General features: G+C 74.1%; 14 protein-coding genes. 5 read left to right on the top strand and 9 right to left on the bottom strand.

Features of this window, described 5'->3' with window-relative positions; genetic code table 11:
- Positions 1 to 245: 245 nt before the first annotated feature.
- The 4 genes from ACN6LD_RS05155 to ACN6LD_RS05140 form a co-directional block, all read right to left on the bottom strand.
- Positions 246 to 602 (bottom strand): YciI family protein, encoded by a 357-nt coding sequence (locus tag ACN6LD_RS05155; RefSeq protein ID WP_445042603.1) that lies wholly within the window; start codon positions 600 to 602, stop codon positions 246 to 248.
- A gap of 91 nt (positions 603 to 693) precedes the next feature.
- Entirely contained in the window at positions 694 to 1,743 is a 1,050-nt protein-coding gene (locus tag ACN6LD_RS05150) for an LCP family protein (protein WP_319196501.1), read from the bottom strand.
- 92 nt (positions 1,744 to 1,835) lie between these two features.
- On the bottom strand, positions 1,836 to 3,227 hold the full coding sequence (locus tag ACN6LD_RS05145; RefSeq protein ID WP_319196503.1) for an endo-1,4-beta-xylanase: 1,392 nt from the start codon (positions 3,225 to 3,227) through the stop codon (positions 1,836 to 1,838).
- Positions 3,228 to 3,309: 82 nt separating this feature from the next.
- Positions 3,310 to 4,374 (bottom strand): LacI family DNA-binding transcriptional regulator, encoded by a 1,065-nt coding sequence (locus ACN6LD_RS05140; protein ID WP_445042602.1) that lies wholly within the window; start codon positions 4,372 to 4,374, stop codon positions 3,310 to 3,312.
- Positions 4,375 to 4,551: 177 nt separating this feature from the next.
- Between ACN6LD_RS05140 and ACN6LD_RS05135 the strand changes: the two genes are divergently transcribed.
- The 4 genes from ACN6LD_RS05135 (at position 4,552) to ACN6LD_RS05120 (ending at position 10,481) form a co-directional block, all read left to right on the top strand.
- Positions 4,552 to 6,867 carry a beta-xylosidase/alpha-l-arabinosidase gene (locus ACN6LD_RS05135; RefSeq protein WP_445042601.1) on the top strand — a complete coding sequence of 772 codons (2,316 nt, stop codon included), beginning with the start codon at positions 4,552 to 4,554 and terminating at the stop codon, positions 6,865 to 6,867.
- Between the two features lie 66 nt (positions 6,868 to 6,933).
- Positions 6,934 to 8,421: a hypothetical protein gene (locus ACN6LD_RS05130; RefSeq protein WP_445042600.1), complete on the top strand. Its 1,488-nt coding sequence runs from the start codon at positions 6,934 to 6,936 to the stop codon at positions 8,419 to 8,421.
- Positions 8,418 to 9,401: a hypothetical protein gene (locus tag ACN6LD_RS05125; protein WP_445042599.1), complete on the top strand. Its 984-nt coding sequence runs from the start codon at positions 8,418 to 8,420 to the stop codon at positions 9,399 to 9,401. The genes ACN6LD_RS05130 and ACN6LD_RS05125 overlap by 4 nt, the downstream gene beginning before the upstream one ends.
- A 153-nt stretch (positions 9,402 to 9,554) precedes the next feature.
- The gene (locus tag ACN6LD_RS05120) at positions 9,555 to 10,481 is read left to right on the top strand and encodes a peptidoglycan-binding protein (protein WP_445042598.1); all 927 of its coding nucleotides are present in this window, start codon (positions 9,555 to 9,557) and stop codon (positions 10,479 to 10,481) included.
- Between the two features lie 4 nt (positions 10,482 to 10,485).
- Here the strand turns inward: ACN6LD_RS05120 and ACN6LD_RS05115 are convergent, their stop codons facing one another.
- Genes ACN6LD_RS05115 through tsaB form a run of 4 tightly spaced genes read right to left on the bottom strand, consistent with a single transcriptional unit; the run spans position 10,486 to position 13,034 of the window.
- Positions 10,486 to 10,755, bottom strand: coding sequence for a hypothetical protein (locus ACN6LD_RS05115; RefSeq protein WP_319195284.1), 270 nt, complete (start codon positions 10,753 to 10,755; stop codon positions 10,486 to 10,488).
- A complete protein-coding gene (tsaD, locus tag ACN6LD_RS05110; protein WP_319195286.1) occupies positions 10,752 to 11,867 on the bottom strand; it encodes a tRNA (adenosine(37)-N6)-threonylcarbamoyltransferase complex transferase subunit TsaD in 1,116 nt (371 codons plus the stop codon). Before tsaD ends, ACN6LD_RS05115 begins: the two co-directional genes overlap by 4 nt.
- A complete protein-coding gene (gene rimI / locus ACN6LD_RS05105; RefSeq protein ID WP_319195288.1) occupies positions 11,860 to 12,384 on the bottom strand; it encodes a ribosomal protein S18-alanine N-acetyltransferase in 525 nt (174 codons plus the stop codon). Before rimI ends, tsaD begins: the two co-directional genes overlap by 8 nt.
- A complete protein-coding gene (gene tsaB, locus ACN6LD_RS05100) occupies positions 12,381 to 13,034 on the bottom strand; it encodes a tRNA (adenosine(37)-N6)-threonylcarbamoyltransferase complex dimerization subunit type 1 TsaB (RefSeq protein WP_319195290.1) in 654 nt (217 codons plus the stop codon). Before tsaB ends, rimI begins: the two co-directional genes overlap by 4 nt.
- Positions 13,035 to 13,189: 155 nt before the next feature.
- On the opposite strand from tsaB, the gene ACN6LD_RS05095 reads away from it, so the two are divergent.
- Positions 13,190 to 13,735, top strand: coding sequence for a hypothetical protein (locus ACN6LD_RS05095; protein ID WP_319195292.1), 546 nt, complete (start codon positions 13,190 to 13,192; stop codon positions 13,733 to 13,735).
- Positions 13,736 to 13,780: 45 nt separating this feature from the next.
- Here the strand turns inward: ACN6LD_RS05095 and ACN6LD_RS05090 are convergent, their stop codons facing one another.
- Positions 13,781 to 13,951 (bottom strand): hypothetical protein, encoded by a 171-nt coding sequence (locus tag ACN6LD_RS05090; RefSeq protein WP_199863993.1) that lies wholly within the window; start codon positions 13,949 to 13,951, stop codon positions 13,781 to 13,783.
- Between the last annotated feature and the right edge of the window lie 421 nt (positions 13,952 to 14,372).

Below are 14,372 nucleotides of genomic sequence, written 5' to 3'. Positions count from 1 at the left end.
GGACCGGGGCGGCCCTGCCGGGGTCCGGGGCGGCCCTGCCGGGGTCAGGGTCGTCCGTACCGGGGACCGGGGCGGCCCTGCCGGGGTCAGGGGCGGCCGTACGCGTATCCGGGGCGCCGTGAGAAGGCGGGGCGCCGCCGGGGTCCGGGGGCGTGCGGGGGTGCGAAGGCGGGCCGGGGTCCGGGGCGGGCTGTCGTTCCACAGCTCACCATCGAACACCCGGCGCCCGTTCAGGCCAAGAACGCTCAGCCTTCCGCGATTTCCCGCACCTCGCAGGTCACCGTCCAGTGCTCCTCGTGCACCTTCAGGAACCGCTTCGTCCATTCGACGGCCTCGGCCATGTCCTTGCACTGCATGATCGCGTAGCCGCCGACGACCTCCTTGGCCTCGGTGAAGGGCCCGTCGGTGAGGGTGATCTTCCCGCCCTCCCAGTGCGCGCGGACGCCCTGCGCGGACGGGGTCAGCCCGGCGGTCTCCAGCATGACGCCGGCCTTGGTGACCTCCTCGATCAGTTCGCCCATCCGCTGCATCAGCTCCGGGCTGGGGCCCTCGGCGGGGGCGGTGGACTCGTCGATCTTCACGAGCGACAGATAGCGGGGCATGGTGACTCCTCGGGTGCGGTGAGCCGGGTCCTTCCCGGCCTCTCCCCCCTGCGTCGAACGGCGGCGGGCCGGATCGACACCTCACCGGAATTTATTTCAGCGACTTCCACAGCGCGCTCGCCGCCGGCTCCAGCGCGACCACCCGGTTGGGGTCGGAGGGGGCCGGGACCACGGGCATGGTGACCGTCCGGACGTTCCCGGCGGACAGGCCCTTCAGGCTCCGGCCGAGTTCCGTCAGCTCGGCGAGCGAGTCCAGACCGGTGTCGGTGGTCAGGCTTGCGGTGACCGCGTCGGCGGCCTCGTACAGCTCGGCGGGGTCGGTGAGGAGGTCGGTGGAGGCGATCTGCTCCAGCAGGGCCTTCACCAGTTTCTGCTGGAGGCCTATGCGGCCGAGGTCGCTGCCGTCGCCTATGCCGTGGCGGGTGCGGGCCAGGGCGAGGGCCCGGGCGCCGTTCAGACGGTGGGTGCCGGCCGCGAGGTGCAGATGGCTGTCGTCGTCGTCGATGTCCTCGTCGGTGGTGACGGTGACCCCTCCGAGCGCGTCCACGAGCTTGGCGAAGCCGGAGAAATCGACCTCGACGTAGTGGTCCATACGGACACCGGTGATCGACTCGACCGTCTTGACGGCGCACACCGGGCCGCCGACCGCGTAGGCGGTGTTGAACATCGCGCCGTACGCCTTCGCCGTCGAACCGCCGTCGGGCAGCGGGCAGGAGGGCCGGGTGACGAGGGTGTCGCGCGGGATGCTGACGACCGTGGCCTTCGTGCGGCCGGCGTCGATGTGCACGACCATCGCCGTGTCGGAGCGGGCGCCGGTGCTGTCGCCGCCGCCGAGCGCCTGGTTCGCCGCGCCGCTGCGCGAGTCCGAGCCCAGCACGAGGAGGTTCACCGCCTCGGTGGGCGGCGGGGAGGCGGACGCCGGGGCCGACGGGGTCGTGACCGCCTTCGCCGGCCGGTCGTCGCCGAGCGCGTTGTCGATGTCGACGCTCTTGATGTTGCCGTTGAGACGCCAGTAGGCCCAGCCCGCCGTCCCGACGCCCACCACCAGGACGGCGGCCAGCGTGAGGCCGGCGGCCTTCAGTGCCCTCGACCGCCGGCCCGCTCCGCTGCCGGTTTCGCCGTGCTCCTCGAGTCCCGTCACAGGAAGGAACGTACGTCCGAATTATGAGGATGGGGTTAGGAAGGGGTTCACGGACACGCCTCCTGAGGGAGATCTCGCGGTTGCCGTGCCGGTCACCCCAAGGTGACCGTGGGCGCCGGGTTGCTCCCGCTCCAGTCGGCGTTGAACCCGAAGCTCACCGAACCGCCGTCCGGGACCGTCCCGTTGTACGAGGCGTTCGCGCACGACACGGCCGCCCCCGACTGGGTGCAGGCGGCGTTCCAGGCCTGGGTGATCCGCTGGCCCGCGCCGTAGGCCCAGGTCGCCTTCCAGGACGACAGCGAGGCTCCCGAGCAGGAGATCGTCACGTTCCCGGTGAACCCGGTGTTCCACTGGCTGCCCACGCTGTAGGCAGCCGTGCACCTGCCGGTCGGCGGCACCGGCGTGGTGGTGCCGCCGAGCGCCTCGGAGATGCCGTAGTACGCCGGTTTGGGCGCGTAGTTCGCGTCGTACGGGGTCGCCGCGCCCTCCCCCGGGAAGGTGCTCTCCACCCAGGAGTCGGAGTCGGTGAAGCCCCAGACCGTGAGGTTGACGCATCGTGTGACGGCGGCACAGGCGGCGGTGACCGCCTTGTAGTCGGCCTTCTGCTGCGCGAGCTTGGCGCTGTCGGAGGGCAGGGGCATCCGGATGTCCAGCTCGGTGATCGCCACGTCCACGCCGAGGTCGGCGAAGCGCTGGATGTTCTGCTGGAACGTGGACGGCACCTGACCGAGGACCAGGTGCGCCTGCAGCCCGACCCCGTCGATCGGGACGCCCCGCGCCTTCAGCGACTTGACCAGGTTGTACAGGGCGGTCGACTTCGCGTTGACGCCCTCGACGTTGTAGTCGTTGACGTAGAGCCCGGCGGCCGGGTCGGCGGCCCGCGCCCGGGTCAGGGCGGTGGCGATGTAGTCGGCGCCGAGGCCGTTGTACCAGAGGGTCGAACGGTAGGTGCCGTCCTCGTTGAAGGGCTCGTTGACGACGTCCCAGGCGGCGATCTTCCCCTTGTAGCGGCCGACCTCGGTGTCGATGTGGTTCTGCAGCAGGGCGCCGAGCTGCGCGGGCGTCCAGCTGCCGTTGGCCAGCCAGTTGGGGTTCTGGTTGTGCCAGACCAGGGTGTGACCGCGCACCTGCTGGTTGTGGGCCTGGGCGAACGCCACGATCCGGTCCGCCTCGGCCCAGTCGAAGACGCCCTGCGTCGGCTCCACCGAGCCCCACTTCATGGCGTTGCCCGGGGTCAGCGAGGAGAACTGCGCCCCGGCGACGTCGCCGTAGACGCCGGTGAGCTTGGAGCCGGTGACGGCGGTGCCGACGACCTTCCCCTTGGCGGCGCCGAGGTCGCGCAGCGGAGCGTCGGCGGCGTGCGAGAGGGGAGCCGCGACGAGCAGGGCCGCCGCTGCGGCGGCGCCGGTGAGCAGGGCGGTGAGCCGTGTCCTCGGCGATATCGGCCCGGGGGACCGTCGGGGAGATGTTCTGGAGGATCTCATTGCGGGTGCCTCCGAAAGTTTCGGTTGTTCAACCGATTGACTTCGGTGGAGTGTGGAGGCATCCAGCACACCCGTCAATACGTCAACTTCCGGCCGCGGGCGGCACACCCGTGCTCGTCCGCACCACGAGGCTGGTGGCCAGCTCCACCCGCGTCGCCGTCGGCGCATCCCGGGAGACCGACCGGCCCAGCTCCAGGACCAGCCGGGCCGCCGCCTCGGCCATCTCGGTCAGCGGCTGGCGCACCGTCGTCAGCGGCGGGCCGACCCAGCGGGCGACCGGAAGGTCGTCGAAGCCGACCACGCTCACGTCCTCCGGGATGCGCAGACCCAGTTCGCGGGCTGCCTCGTAGAAGCCGAGCGCCTGGAGGTCGTTGCCGGCGAAGACGGCGGTGGGCCGGTCCGGGCGGTCGAGCAGCTCGCGGCCCAGCCGGTAGCCGGTCTCGTGGTGGAAGTCGCCGGTCTTGATCAGCCCCGGCTCGACCGGCAGCCCGGCGGTCTCCAGCGCGGCCCGGTAGCCGTCGATCCGGGCCCGGCTGCACATCATCTGCGGCGGCCCGCTGATCGCCCCGATCCGGCGGTGCCCCAGCTCCACCAGGTGCCGGGTGGCGGCGAGGCCGCCCTGCCAGTTGGTCGCCCCGATGGACGGCACGTCAGCGCCCGGGTCGCCTGCCGGGTCCATCACCACGAACGGGATGGAGCGGCTGGTCAGCAGCGCCCGCTGGGACTCGTCGAGTCCGGACAGCACCAGCACCACGCCGTGCGGGCGGCGGGCGGCGACCTGGTCGGCCCAGGTCCGCCCGGGGGTGAGCCGTCCGGCGCTCTCGCTGAGCACCACGCTCAGCCCGGCGTCGCGGGCCACGTTCTCCACACCCCGGATGACCTCCATCGCCCAGGCGCTCTCCAGCTCGTGGAAGACCAGGTCGATCAGGGGGGAGCGGGTCGCCTCCGCGCGACGGCGGCGGTAGCCGTGGGCGCGCAGCAGCTCCTCGACGCGGGTGCGGGTGGCGGGGGCGACGTCGGCGCGGCCGTTGAGGACCTTCGAAACAGTCGGTGCCGACACGCCGGCCTCGCGGGCGATCTCCGCGAGCGTCGCGGTCTGCGTCGGCCGCGCTTCTGTCCGCGTTTCTGTGGGCTCCGAGGGTGTCATGGCGGCGATCGTATCGTCACGCGACCTCTTGACGAACCCATGCCGACGCCATAGGTTCCCGGAACATTCGGAATGCAGCTCGAAACATTCGACAGGACGCCCGCCCTGCCGAACGCTCCACAGGATTCCAGGGCGCACCCTCCCCCTGGTGGCTCACCGACCTCTGACAGGAGTTTCATGACCACCGCCCCCTGGCGTGACCCCGCCCTGCCCGCCGCCGCCCGCGTCGACGACCTCCTCGGCCGGATGACGATCGAGGAGAAGACCGCCCAGCTGTACGGCGTGTGGGTCGGCGCCGCGACGGACGGCGGGGGAGTCGCCCCGCACCAGCACGACATGACCTCCGAATACGACTACGACGAGCTGATCACCCGGGGGCTCGGCCAGCTGACCCGCTCCTTCGGCACCGCGCCCGTGGAGCCGGCGCTCGGCGCCCGCGCGCTGGCCGGCGCCCAGCGGCAGATCGTCGCCGCCGGCCGTTTCGGCATCCCGGCGGTCGCCCACGAGGAGTGCCTGGCCGGAGTCACCGCCTGGCGGGCCACCGCCTACCCGGTCCCCCTGGCCTGGGGCGCGGCCTTCGACCCGCCGCTGGTCGAGGAGGTGGGCCGGGCGATCGGCCGGGACCTGCGCGCGATGGGCGTCCACCAGGGCCTCGCCCCGGTCCTGGACGTCGTCCGCGACCCGCGCTGGGGACGGGTCGAGGAGACGATCGGCGAAGACCCGTATCTGGTCGGCACGGTCGGCACGGCCTACGTCCGCGGACTGGAGTCCGCCGGGATCGTCGCCACCCTCAAGCACTTCGCCGGCTACGCCTCCTCGGCGGGCGCGCGCAACCTGGCCCCGGTGCGGGCGGGCACCCGCGAGTTCGCGGACGTCACCCTGCCCCCGTTCGAGATGGCGCTGCGCGAGGGCGGCGCCCGCTCGGTGATGGCGGCCTACACCGAACGCGACGGCGTTCCGGCCTCCGCCGACCCCGAACTGCTGACCGGCCTCCTCCGGGAGGAGTGGGATTTCACCGGCACGGTCGTCGCCGACTACTTCGGCATCGGCTTCCTGCAGACCCTGCACCGGGTGGCCGGCACCCCCGTGGAGGCGGCCCGGCTGGCGCTGGCCGCCGGCATCGACGTCGAGCTGCCCACCGTGAAGTACTACGGCGAGGCGCTGGCCGACGCCGTGCGCGCGGGCGAGGTGCCGCAGGAGCTGATCGACCGGGCCGCACGCCGCGTCCTGCTGCAGAAGTGCGAACTGGGCCTGCTGGACGAGGACTGGCAGCCGCACGTTCCCGAGTCGGTGGACCTCGACCCGCCCGCGAACCGCGCGCTGGCCCGCCGGCTGGCCGAGGAGTCGGTGGTCCTCCTGGACAACCCCGACGGCCTGCTCCCCCTCTCCCCCGACGCCCGGGTGGCCGTGATCGGGCCGAGGGCGGCGGACGCGCTGGCGATGCTGGGCTGCTACTCCTTCCCGTCCCATGTGCTGCCCCACCACCCCGGGGTGGAGAACGGCATCGACATCCCGACGCTGCTGGAGTCGCTGCGGGCCGAACTCCCCGACGCGAAGGTGACGTTCACGGAGGGCTGCGGGGTCTCCGACCCGGACCCCTCCGGCTTCACGGAGGCCATCACGCGCGCCTCGGAGGCCGACGTCTGCGTGGCCGTCCTCGGCGACCGCGCGGGCCTGTTCGGGCGGGGCACCTCGGGCGAGGGCTGCGACGTCGCCGATCTGAGCCTGCCCGGCGTCCAGGGCGCGCTGCTGGACGCGCTGGTCGCGACGGGCGTCCCGGTCGTCCTCGTGCTGCTCACCGGCCGCCCGTACGCGCTGGGCCGCTGGCACGGGCGGCTGGGGGCGGTCGTCCAGGCGTTCTTCCCCGGCGAGGAGGGCGGTCCGGCGGTGGCCGGCGTGCTGTCGGGCCGGGTGAACCCCTCGGGCCGGCTCCCGGTGAGCGTGCCACGTGTGCCGGGCGGTCAGCCGTGGACCTACCTGCAGCCGCCGCTGGGCCTGGCGGGCCAGGTCAGCAGTCTCGACCCGACCCCGCTGTACCCCTTCGGACACGGACGCTCGTACACGGCGTTCACCTGGGAGGACTTCAGCGGCCCGGACACGGAGATCGGCACGGAGATCGGCACGGACGGCTCCTACGACGTCTCCGTCACCGTCCGCAACACCGGCGACCGGGCGGGCGCGGAGGTCGTCCAGCTGTATCTGCACGACCCGGTGGCCGAGGTCACCCGCCCCGACGTGCGGCTGATCGGCTACCAGCGGCTGGAGCTGGCCGCCGCCGAAGCGGCCCGCGTGACCTTCCGCTTCCACGCGGACCTGTCCGCCTTCACCGACCGCTCGGGGCGGCGGGTGGTCGAACCCGGCGACCTGGAACTGCGGTTGGGCGCCTCCAGCGCCGACGTCCGGGCCACCGCCCGGCTGCGGCTGACCGGGCCGGTGCGCGAGGCGGGAGCGGGGCGCCGGCTGCGCTGCGAGGCGGACGTCGTGCGCAACTGAGGTGCGGAGTGGGGGTGGGGGCGTGTCAGAATCCGCCGACCCTCCGGCACAGGCGACGGGAACGCCATGGACATCCCGATATCCGCACCCACCTCCTCCCCGCCCACCGCGCCCGACCCGGCGTCCGGGGACCGTCCGCCGCGCGAGTGGCTGCTCGGCCTCGCCATGCTCGCGCTGGCCGGACTGCCCGAGGCGGTCCTGTTCTGCGCCCTGTATGCGGCGGGTCTTCGGTGGGTGGCTGCCCTGCTGCTCGGCTCGGCCGTCCGCAGGATCGCCCGGACCGTCTCGGCGGCTCGCGGCCCGCTGCCCGGCCGGGCGGTGCGGCCCCGGGACGAACCCGCACTCGCGGAACTGGTACGGGACGTGGCCGGGCGGCTCGGCTTCCACGAGCCGCTGCTCGTACGCATCGTGCCGACCGTCCAGGCGGCCCTGGGACGCACGCGGATCGACGGCGTGCGCACCCACGTGCTCCTTCTCGGCCTGCCCCTGCTGCGCAACCTGACCGAGGCCGAGCTGGCGTCCGTGACAGCGCACGAGCTGGCCCACGAGAGGCACCTGCGCGACCGGCGCCACGGCCTCCTGCGGTTCGCCCGCGCACAACTCGCCGAGCGGCTGGAGGGCCGGTTCCGCCCGCTGGCGCCGTTCGCCGCGCCGCTGCTGCGCGCCTCCCGGTCCCCCCTCTGGCACGCCGAGACCGCGGCCGACGCCGACGCGGCCCGGATCGCCGGCGCCGAGGCCACCGCCGGAGCGCTGCACCGGGTCGGGCTGTTGGACGCGGCCTTCGAGGCGCTCGGCGAGCGCTGGCTGTCGGGGCTGGCGCAGCAGGACGCCTGGCCCGAGGACTTCTACGACGCTTTCGACGCCGCCGTGAGCGACCCGTACGTCGCCCGCCGGGCCGCCCGGGCAGCCGCCGACGAGGACGCCGTGGACCCCTACGGGACGGCCGACCACCCGCCCCTGGACCGCCGCGCCGCCGCCCTGCCGGACCACGCCGGGTCCCCCTTCGGCAGTGCGGTGCTCACCCTGCGGACCGGGGCCGCCGTCGAGGAGTGGTGCGTCCGGGAACTGGCCGGTCCGGACGGGGAGCCGGACGAAGAACCGCACGACGACGACGTGAACGCGGTGCGCCTCCTCGGTCTGCCGCACGACCGGCTGCGCGAACTCGGCTTCGACACCCGCCTCGACGTCCTGCACGCCGTCCGCCGCGACAGTTCGACGCGGGCGGCGGCCGCAGTCCTGGACGCCCTCGCCGACGGCACGGGCCCGCTGCTCGCCCGCCGTCTGGAGCCGGCGCTGCGGTGGGCGCCGGCGACGGTCCGCCCGGCGCTCACCCGCGGCGTCCTGGCGAACGCCGCGAGCCCGGCCTTCGCCGAGGCGTTGTGCGCGGCCGGCTGGACGCACTCCGGCCGCTGGCTCACGACCGTCGTCACCCCGCCGGACGACGGCAGCGCCGTCGACGTGCACGAACTGCTCGACGACGCCCTGCGCAGCGGCGACCTGGAGCCCCTGCGCACCCTGTGGGCGTCCGCCGGTCCGAAGGAGTGGGACGTATGAGACGCCCCGGCCCCGCCCTGCGGGCAGGCCTCCTGGGCATGGCCGTCACCCTCGTCGGCTACGCCCTGTTCGCCGCGTGGCTCGGCCTGCACGCCCGGCGTTACGCCGACGCCCGGGACCGGGCCACCGCGACGGCCGTCGGCGTCGTCGTGGAGGACGGCATCGGCGGCGACGACGACGTCCGCGTCCGCTGGACCGACTCCCTGGGCGGGGTCCACGTCCAGCGCTTCGCGATCTACGACACCGACCGCCGCCCCCGGGGCGCCGACTTCCCGGTGGCCTACGATCCCGACGACTCCGCTCCCGAGGGCTTCCCGGCCGACGGCGACGAGACGGCGGTGGAGGACGACCTGGTCTCCCCCGTCCTCCTGGGCGGTCTGGCCGTCGTCCCCCTGACGTGCGTCTGGGCCTGGCGCGGTCTGCGGTTTCGGCTGCGGGTGCGCCGCCCAGGGTGTCCGACGAGGGGACGCGTCCGCTTCGGCCGGCGTCCGGGCGCGGCGGTGCGGGGCCGGCGGACGACGTGGCTGAGGCTGACGGCCCCCGACGGAAGCGGCCGTCACTGGCAGCGCGTCATGTGGCACCCGGCGCTCGAGACGATCTCCGGCGAGGTCGAGGTCGTCCTGCACCGCGCGGGCGACGGCAGCCTCCGCCCGGCCGCCGTCACCCTTCCCGACGGCACCCGGCTGGTCCCTCTCGGAAGACTGCGCGAGCACCGCCCGCCGTTCCTGGTCTTCGACGACGAGGAGGCCGTCCGGGCTGACCTGCGGGACGCCTTCGTCCTTCCCGCCGACGCCCTCGCGCGAGCGCCCCGGCCCCGGCCCTGGCGGCGGGGCGCGGTGACCGCCGCGTCCGGCACCGCGCTCGGCGCGCTCGCCGGCCTCCTCCTGACCGGCGGCGCCCTGGTCCCCACGGTGGCCGTCGCCCTGGCCGCGGGGACGCTGCTGGTGTCCGTGTGGGCGCTGTCCGCTCCGCAGCCGTAGAACCCGTGTTCGGGGAGATGGGGAGATGCCGTGCACTGTCGGTGAATAGGATCTGAAGCCCGACCCGAGAGGTGCTTCAGGTTGAGTGAACCGCAGCGTGGCGTCTGTCCGTTATGCGGTGCGCCCCGGGCCGCGGACGGAGCCCCCGCGTGCGTGTGCGCCCGGCTCGCGTCCGACGCCCACCGCAGCGCGCGCACGGCGGAGGCCGCCGCCGCCGAGGACTTCGACCCGGTGCGCATCCGGCCGTTCGTCGTGTTCGACGACGGCCGGGAACCGCAGGACGGCATCCGGGAACCGCAGGACGGCGCCGGGCCCGCGAGTCCGGCCGCCCCCGGCCCGGCGCCCGCGAGCGAACCCGGTGAGCCGCCCTCCGCGAAGGCGGCCGACGGGGCACAAGAGGCCGACGGGGTGGAAGATCTCGCGTCTGGCGGGCCCGGGTCAGGCGAGCATGGGCGGGCCGACGGCTCCCGGGCCGGTCCGGGCGCCGGCGACGCGTCGCTCCCGGGCCGCCGCCGGAGCCCCGTGCGCCTGCTGGTGCTCGCCGGCGTCCTCGCGACCGCCGTGACCGCGGCGGTGCTCGCCGGATTCGTCCTGTACGTAGGTCCCACGCGCGACGGCACGCTCCCCGAGGGCGTGCGGGCGCCGGTGCCCGACGTGACGTCCGGCGGAGTCACCACGGGCCGAAAGGCGAGTCCGCGGGCCTCGCGGACAGCGCCGTCGCCGACCGCCTCCGACTCGCCCGGCACGCCCTCGCCCACCCCGACACGGCCCACCCGGTCCGCCGCGCCGCCCCCGGCTCCGTCCAGGCGGGCCACCGGCAGCGCGTCCCCCCGGCCGGCCCCGACCGTCTCCGCGCCGCCGGTGCTGCGGTTCGGGGACGCGGGTCCCGAGGTGGCCGAACTCCAGGCACGGCTGCGCCAGATCGGCTACCAGGGAGGGCGGACCGAGGGCGTGTACGACCGCGAGGTCGAGGACTCGGTCCGCTCCTACCAGCTCACCCGGGCGGTGCTGGAGGACGAGTCCGGGGTGTACGGCGTCGCGACCCGCGCAGCGCTGGAAGCGGAGACCGACGAGCCCTGACCGCTCAAGGCCGGTCCGGAACCGTCTCGAACCGCCAGCGATGCACCGCCCTGGCCACCAACTCCCCGTCCGGCTCGGGAAGTTCGGGCAGGCCGGGATCGTCGTACCCGGCGTCCCACCAGGTGATGACGAGCACCCGGTCCTGCGGAGCCCGGAAAGTCTCGCAGCGCAGGGGGCGCCGCGCGAGCCGCCGCGCCTGCTCCTGCGCCCAGTGCAGCAGTTCCTCGCCCCGGCCGGCCGCCGCCCGGGCCTCCCACATCAGCGCGACGGTCATGAGTACAGGTTGTCCTTGGCGACCTCGTGCACATGGTCGTGACCTTGTCCGTGCCGATGCCCGGGGCGCCGGCCGGGCACGTGCGGGTCGGTCACCGGCAGCGAAGAGTCCGCCGACAGGTCCCAGTCGGACGCGGCCCGGCCCCGGGCGACCATCTCCGCGCCCAGCGCCGCCACCATCGCACCGTTGTCCGTGCACAGCTTGGGGCGCGGTACGCGCAGCCGGACGCCGGCCGCCTCGCAGCGCTCCTGGGCCAGGGCGCGCAGCCGGGAGTTGGCGGCCACACCGCCGCCGATCATCAGGTGGTCGACGCCCTCGTCCTTGCACGCCCGGACGGCCTTGCGGGTCAGGACGTCCACGACCGCCTCCTGGAAGGAGGCCGCCACGTCGCGCACCGGGACCTCCTCGCCCGCCGCCCGCCTGGCCTCGATCCAGCGGGCGACCGACGTCTTCAGACCGGAGAAGGAGAAGTCGTACGCCGGGTCGCGCGGGCCGGTCAGACCGCGCGGGAACGCGATCGCCGTCGGGTCGCCCTCACGGGCGTACCGGTCGATGACCGGGCCGCCCGGGAAGCCCAGGTTCAGCACCCGGGCGATCTTGTCGAAGGCCTCGCCCGCCGCGTCGTCGATGGTCGCGCCCAGCGGACGGACGTCGGAGGTGATGTCGGTGGACAGCAGCAGGGAGGAGTGTCCGCCGGACACCAGCAGCGCCATCGTCGGCTCGGGCAGCGCGCCGTGCTCCAGCTGGTCCACGCAGATGTGCGAGGCGAGGTGGTTGACGCCGTACAGGGGCTTGCCGAGGGCGTAGGCGTAGGCCTTGGCCGCCGAGACGCCGACCAGAAGGGCGCCGGCGAGCCCCGGACCGGCGGTGACCGCGATGCCGTCGAGGTCCTTCGCGCTCACCCCCGCCTCCTTCAGCGCGCGCTCGATGGTGGGGACCATCGCCTCCAGGTGGGCCCTGGACGCCACCTCCGGCACGACGCCGCCGAAGCGGGCGTGCTCGTCGACGCTGGAGGCGATCGCGTCCGCCAGCAGGGTCGTGCCGCGCACGACGCCGACGCCGGTCTCGTCGCAGGAGGTCTCGATCCCCAGAACGAGGGGTTCGTCAGCCATTGGTCTCGTTTCCCTGTGTTCCCGCTACGGATGTCGATGGGTCGGTGAGGCGCATCACCAGGGCGTCCACGTTGCCCGGCTGGTAGTAGCCGCGCCGGAACCCGATGGCCTCGAACCCGAAGCGCTCGTAGAGCTTCTGGGCGCGGACGTTGTCGATGCGGCACTCGAGCAGGACCTCGGCGCACTCGAAGGCGGTCGCCGCGCTCAGCAGCTCCGTCAGCAGCCGGCCGCCCAGTCCGGTGCCCCAGTGGTCGCGGGCCACGGCGATGGTCTGGACGTCGGCGACGTCCCCTGCGGCGGCCAGACCCGCGTACCCGACGATCCGGTCGCCCTCGGCCGCGTCGACCGCGACGAGATAACGCCGGGTCGCCTCCGGGCCGCGGGCGTGGGCCAGGTCGGACCAGAACATGCCCCGGGACCAGGCGTCCTCGGGGAAGAGGTCCTTCTCGAGTTCGAGCACGCGCTCGATGTCCCACCAGCGCATCTCGCGCAGCACGAGGTCGACGGATTCGGTCACTTGGGGGTGACCACCTTGTAGTTCTTGGGGACCTGGGCGTCCGGCCTGCGCAGGTACAGGGGCCGTGGCGCGGGCAGTTCCCCGCCCGCGGCCAGCCGCTCCGCCGCGAGGGCGGCCAGGGCCGCCGCCGAGACGTGCTCGGGTTCGTGCGCGTGGGGGAAGACCTCCGGGTACAGCAGCGCGCCCGCGCCGACGGCGGGCAGCCCGGCCACCTCGTCGGCGATGTCGGCGGGCCGGTCCACGGCAGGGCCGGACACCCGGGTGCGGGAATCGGCGTAGCGCGCCCAGTAGACCTCCTTGCGGCGGGCGTCGGTCGCCACCACGAAGGGTCCTTGGAGGTCGGAGGCGTAGGCGAGACCGTCGAGGGTGCACAGGCCGTGCACGGGGACGCCGAGCGCCAGCCCGAAGGTGTCGGCGGTCATCAGACCGACTCTCAGCCCGGTGTAGGGGCCGGGGCCGACGCCGACGACGATCCCGGTGACGGCGTCGAGCCCGAGCCCGGCGTCGGCGAGCAGCCGGTCGACGGCCGGGAGCAGCAGCTCGCCGTGCCGGCGCGCGTCCACCTGACTCGAGGAGGCGATGACGTCCGTGCCGTCGTGCAGGGCGACGGTGACGGCGGGGGTGGCGGTATCCAGAGCGAGCAAGAGCACGCAAACAGCCTACGGCTCCCGTGCCCCCGACACCGCCGTCCCGGTCGGAGCCGTGACGGCTGCTAACGTCGCCGCGAAACATGACGTACATCACGTACGGGACAGAAAAGCGGAAGCGGCCTGTAACAGGCGCAGGACGGACGAGGTGGTCACCGGTGCCCAGCAGCAGCTCGACTTTCGTGGCCGGGCTCACCGCGGCCGCCCTGGCGACGGTCGGGTTCCTCGCGTTCCAGGCGTCGGCGAACGTGCCCGACGATCTGGCCGAGCCGCGGCACGGCGCCCCCGCGAAGGCCGCGAAGGCGCCCGGGGGCATCGCCTCGACGGCTCTGCCGGACGGCTCCGGCGTGGGCGAGCGGGTGGTGTACGCGCTGACCCCCGACCGGGTGTGGCTGGTCGGCGCGGACGGTCGCGTCAACCGCACGTTCAGGGTCGCCCCCGGCAGTGTGGACCCGTCGCCGGGCAGCTACTCGGTCCGCTCCCGCTCGGGCGCGGTCACCGGCACCGACGGCACTCCGATCGAGCACGTCGTGCGGTTCGCCGAGGTGGACGGAGTGGCGATCGGCTTCAGCGCGGCCCTGGACGGCTCGCTGCCGGAGCCCGATCCGACGGTGCAGACGGGCGGCATCCGGGAGACCGTCGCGGACGGCGACGCGATGTGGGCGTTCGCGACGATCGGCCGACGGGTCGAGGTGGTCCGGTAGGGCCTCCCGTCCGGAGCGGCCCGCGTTGCGCCGTCCGATGACGCGTCAGGCCGCGCGGGGACGCCGGGCCGGCTTCTTCGCCAGTGCGGGATCGGGCAGCCGCGGAGGGGTCGAGACGGCTTCGGCGGCCGCGCACGAGGCCAGCAGGTCGCGCATGGACACGGGCGCGGGCGCGAGGGGACGCGACGGCCGGGGCGGGGGCTCGGTGGCCGGCATGGACGCCTCCTGAGGTTCGGGGGCGGGCGTGGTTAGGTAGACCTAACCACGAACTGGATACCATGTGACCACGCCCCGGACACGGAACGCAACATTTTGCCGACACGTTGTCGGAACCTTCACGGGGCCCGGTCGCGGGCACGCCGCACCGGCACACCCCGGACCGGCGGCGCCCCGGACCGGCAGCACTGTGGACCGGCAGCACCGCGCGTCGGCAAGGCGCGTCTGCACGTCGTGGACGTCAGCACCGCATGGATGCCAGACCGACACGAGCGTCAGGCCGGCACGAGCGTCAGACCGCCACGAACGTCAGGCCGACACGAGCGTCAGACCGACGCGAGCGTGAGGCCGGCACGAGCGTCAGGCCGCCACGGACGTCACGCCGGCACGAGCGTGAGGCCGCCACGGACGTCACGCCGCC

This window comes from Streptomyces sp. SAS_272 (assembly GCF_052543235.1).
The sequence above is the reverse complement of the archived record's forward strand: the minus strand, read 5'-3'. Positions and strand labels throughout refer to the sequence as shown.